This is a genomic window from uncultured Tissierella sp. (assembly GCF_902479755.1).
In the GTDB taxonomy this organism is placed as follows: domain Bacteria; phylum Bacillota; class Clostridia; order Tissierellales; family Tissierellaceae; genus Tissierella; species Tissierella carlieri.
In genome coordinates, this window is sequence record NZ_CABSQO010000082.1 from 1 (window position 1) to 4,056 (window position 4,056).

General features: G+C 30.2%; 4 protein-coding genes. 1 reads left to right on the plus strand and 3 read right to left on the minus strand.

Features of this window, described 5'->3' with window-relative positions; genetic code table 11:
- The first annotated feature begins 43 nt into the window (after nucleotides 1-43).
- Nucleotides 44-925 carry a LysR family transcriptional regulator gene (locus RDK80_RS19985; RefSeq protein WP_308525315.1) on the plus strand — a complete coding sequence of 294 codons (882 nt, stop codon included), beginning with the start codon at nucleotides 44-46 and terminating at the stop codon, nucleotides 923-925.
- Nucleotides 926-962: 37 nt separating this feature from the next.
- Here RDK80_RS19985 and RDK80_RS19990 read toward each other — a convergent pair whose 3' ends face one another.
- The 3 genes from RDK80_RS19990 to RDK80_RS20000 all read right to left on the minus strand — a co-directional run bounded on the left by RDK80_RS19990 (nucleotide 963) and on the right by RDK80_RS20000 (nucleotide 3,976).
- Nucleotides 963-2,423, minus strand: coding sequence for an aminoacyl-histidine dipeptidase (locus tag RDK80_RS19990; RefSeq protein ID WP_308525316.1), 1,461 nt, complete (start codon nucleotides 2,421-2,423; stop codon nucleotides 963-965).
- 91 nt (nucleotides 2,424-2,514) lie between these two features.
- Nucleotides 2,515-2,718, minus strand: coding sequence for a hypothetical protein (locus tag RDK80_RS19995; RefSeq protein ID WP_216559401.1), 204 nt, complete (start codon nucleotides 2,716-2,718; stop codon nucleotides 2,515-2,517).
- A gap of 85 nt (nucleotides 2,719-2,803) precedes the next feature.
- Complete coding sequence (locus RDK80_RS20000; protein ID WP_308525317.1) at nucleotides 2,804-3,976, minus strand: cation diffusion facilitator family transporter; 1,173 nt, start codon at nucleotides 3,974-3,976, stop codon at nucleotides 2,804-2,806.
- Between the last annotated feature and the right edge of the window lie 80 nt (nucleotides 3,977-4,056).

A 4,056-nucleotide genomic window follows, 5' to 3' on the forward strand; every position in this document is an offset into this window, starting at 1 on the left:
ATATTATAGAATATATATAATTTTTTATATAGGAGAGTTGATTATGGATTTAAAACAACTTTTATATTTTGTTACAGTTGTAAATGAGGGAAATATAACTGCTGCCGCAAGAAAGTTACATATCGCACAACCTGCACTTAGTAATCATATAAAAAATCTTGAAGATGATTTAGATATGAAACTATTTTATAGGGGTCCGAGAAAAATAACTCTTACAGATGCAGGTGAAATTCTTTACACTAAAGCAAATAATATTCTTGAGCTAAAACATTCTATTAGAAGAGAATTAGAAGATAGTAGATCTGGATTTAAAGGGACCTTAAAAATTGGAACTATATCAGCCATAGATGCCGACTTACTAGAAAATAATTTTCTTAAATTTCATCAAAAATATAATAATATAAAATATGAATTATATGAGGGCATAACCCCTGAAATTATTGAAATGTTATTTTCAAGGGTTATTGAGATTGGGATTGTAAGGACACCCTTCGATAAAACAGGACTCAATATTACTTATTTGAAAGTTGAGCCTATGATAGCAGCATATAAAAATGACAATGATTTAGACAAACTAGGGTCTAATATTTCAATAGAACATCTTAATAAAAAACCTCTCATAATCTATCGTAGATTTGAAAGTATAATAATTTCTGCATTTCAAAAGGTTGAAATAAGTCCATATATTTTCTGTATAAATGATGATTCTAGAACTTCCTTGCTATGGGCAAATGCTGGCCTAGGAGTTGCTATTGTTCCAATATCATCTAAGAATCTTGTACTTGCAAATAATTTGAAGTTCAAAGTTATAGATAATGAATCTTTATTTACTCAAGTTGCAATAATAACACTTGAAAATAGTAGTTTATCTTCTGTTGCAACTAATTTTTTAAGAGAAATTACAATAGACCCTCTCTCTATTTAAGAGATAAGGGTCTATTAATTTTCTTTTAATTTTAATTCTAATTCAATCTCTTCAATAGTTCCTTTAAATATTCATAGGTTCTTTTTGTAGACGAAATACTAAGTCTCTCCTTAGGTGTGTGGACATCATACATGTTTGGCCCAAATGAAATGATGTCTAACTCTGGATATTTCTTTGCAAATACTCCACATTCCAATCCTGCATGAATTACTGTTGATTCCATTTCTTTTCCAAATACTTCTTTGTATAGTGCTAATGCTGTATCTCTTAATTTTGATTCAGGATTATACTCCCATTCTGGATAATTACCACTAATGCTGTAAGAGGCATTAGTTTTATCTATTTCTTCTAGGATATTTTGACGTAGTTTTAATAACACACTTTCTGCTGAACTCCTAGTTGATACTTGAATTATGATTTGCTCTTCTTCCGTTTTGATTATAGCTAAATTACTAGAGCTTTCTACTATCTCTTCATTTTGGGCAAGTCTAGTAAATACTCCTGTTGGAATAGAATCAATAAGCAAAATTAAAGAACTAAGGACCTTTGAACTTAAAACCTTTGAAACCAAATTACCTTTTGTAATTCCTATGCTAATATCTGGCTCTTCTAGCTTATTTTCATCTATAATTTTCTTTCTGATTTCTTCAATCTTATCATTAAATTTAGATAAATCTTCAGAATTCACTCCAATCTTAACCCTACTCTGTCTTGGAATAGCATTATCTTTAGTTCCACCTGTAATAGATATCAATTTTATGTCTATAGTTTCTTTTATTTCCCTTAATATAGAATTTAATATCTTATTAGAATTACCTCTAGGTTTATGGATTTCCATACCAGAATGTCCTCCCATCAAACCTCTGACCTCTATCTCAATTTCATAGGAATCAGAAACTTCTTTATATTCTATTGGAATTTTTACTTCAATTAATTCTCCTCCAGCAGACCCTGTTACAAGTACCCCTTCTTCTTCTGAGTCTATATTCAATAGCCTAGTTCCTTTTAAGACACCCTCAGATAATCCAAGAGCTCCATCCATCTCAGTCTCTTCAGACGTGGTTACTAACAACTCTATACTAGGATGCTCCAAAGTAGTATCTTCAAGGATTGCTAACCCCATCGCTACAGCTATTCCATTATCTGCTCCCAAAGTAGTTTTATCTGCATGAATATAGTCTCCATCAATTTCTAATTTAATAGGATCTTTATTAAAATCATGGCTGCTAGTATCTTCTTTTTCACATACCATATCCATATGTCCTTGTATTATAACTCCTTCTGAATCCTCATATCCTAGTGTAGCAGGTTTTCTAATGATGACGTTAAGTACATTATCTTGAACCGTCTCAAGACCCAGCTTCTTGCCAATCTCTCTTATATAGTTGCTAACATTCTCTTCATTATAAGAGCATCTTGGAATTTGAGATAATTGCTCAAAATAATAAAACACTCTCTTTGGCTCTAAATTTTCTAATTTATTCATAGGTTTCTCCATATTCTCATCTCCTAATCCTTTTAAATATATTTCCAATATTTGATGATTCTTATACAATATAAAAAAGGATGGTTGATTCTACTTCCCATCCTTAAAAAAGTCCTCTTATTATCATTGTAAATCCTAAAATAGCTAATGGAATACCTAGAATAGCACCAATAAATGTTAAACTCAAAACAATACCTAATATCAGAAAAGCAAATCCTAACATAATAGCTACTAGTCTTCCAGTCATTTTCATTATGCCTTCAACCAATTTTCCTAATGCAATAAAAGGAAAAAATAAAAATTTCATCTTCTTATCCCCCTATTTTTATCTAATATATTCATTATATGAAATTTTACTATATCTAGTTCTTCTTTATAACAAATATATTAATTTAATACTCCATATCGATGATAATATCGCTATCTAAATTTGGATTTATCTCTTTTATTAGCTCTGCCAGTTCTATTTTAAATTCTTCTTCTGAAAACTGTTTATCACTCTTATTTCCATCTACCACTACGTGAAAAACCACAATCTTACTTCCATTATCTTCTATGATATTGAAGTCATGCATAGATTTAATAAATGAGTCTTTTTTTATTCTATTTTTTATTTTATTCATAATGTCAACAGACTCTTTTGATTGAAAGCCTATAGGGTCCATATGAATTACTAAGTGTAGATTAAACTTTTCACTTAATTCCCTTTCTGCCTGATCAATTATATTGTGAATTGTAACTACATCTATATCCGATGGTATCTCTGCATCTATTGTAGCCATTACCTTACCTGGCCCATAGTTATGAACTATTAAATCATGTACACCTAATATATAATCATAGGAAAGAACTCCTTCGGTTAATTCTCTTATTAAATCCTCATGAGGAGCCTCACCAATTAATTGGCTAAGGGTTTCTTTTACTAGTGAAAATCCTGAGTATAGAATAAATATAGATACTAAAATTCCTACATACCCATCAATAGGATATTCTGTAATTAGTGATAAAAGTAAAGAAAAGGCTACTACAGAAGTAATAATCACATCACCTAAAGCATCTGTAGCTGTTGCCTTTAAAGCTGCTGATGAAATCTTATTTCCAAGTTTTCTATTAAAAAAGCTTAGCCATATTTTGAGAGATATAGATATTACTAATAATATAAAAGGGATTATCTGAAATTCTATAGCCTTTGGGCTAATTATCCTATCAACTGATGATTTAACAAATTGAAATCCTACTACCATAACCATAAATGCTATTATCAATGCTGTTAGATACTCTATCCTTCCATGACCATAAGGATGTTCTTTATCTGGTGGCGCATTTGAAAGTTTAAATCCTATTACAGTCATAATAGAAGAGGCAGTATCAGATAAATTATTAAAAGCATCAGCAGTAACAGCAATTGAAGACATTATTAATCCCGTAATAAGCTTTAATATAGATAACAGTAAATTTACAAACAATCCTACGAAACCAGCAATATACCCTATTCTTTCTCTTACACTTTTGTCTAAATAATTATGATTTCCTTTCGTAGCAAGGTTTAAAAAATATTCTGTCAATATGCTTCCTCCTTTGAGATTTATACGTTTTGTAAACTTAAATGAAAATTGAGGACTCCAACCTCTGTATGGTACAATGT

Coding starts and splice junctions, on each gene's coding strand:
- RDK80_RS19990 (WP_308525316.1), bottom strand. CDS start 2,423: ATGGAGAAACCTATGAATAAATTAGAAAATTTAGAGCCAAAGAGAGTG.
- RDK80_RS19995 (WP_216559401.1), bottom strand. CDS start 2,718: ATGAAATTTTTATTTTTTCCTTTTATTGCATTAGGAAAATTGGTTGAA.
- RDK80_RS19985 (WP_308525315.1), top strand. CDS start 44: ATGGATTTAAAACAACTTTTATATTTTGTTACAGTTGTAAATGAGGGA.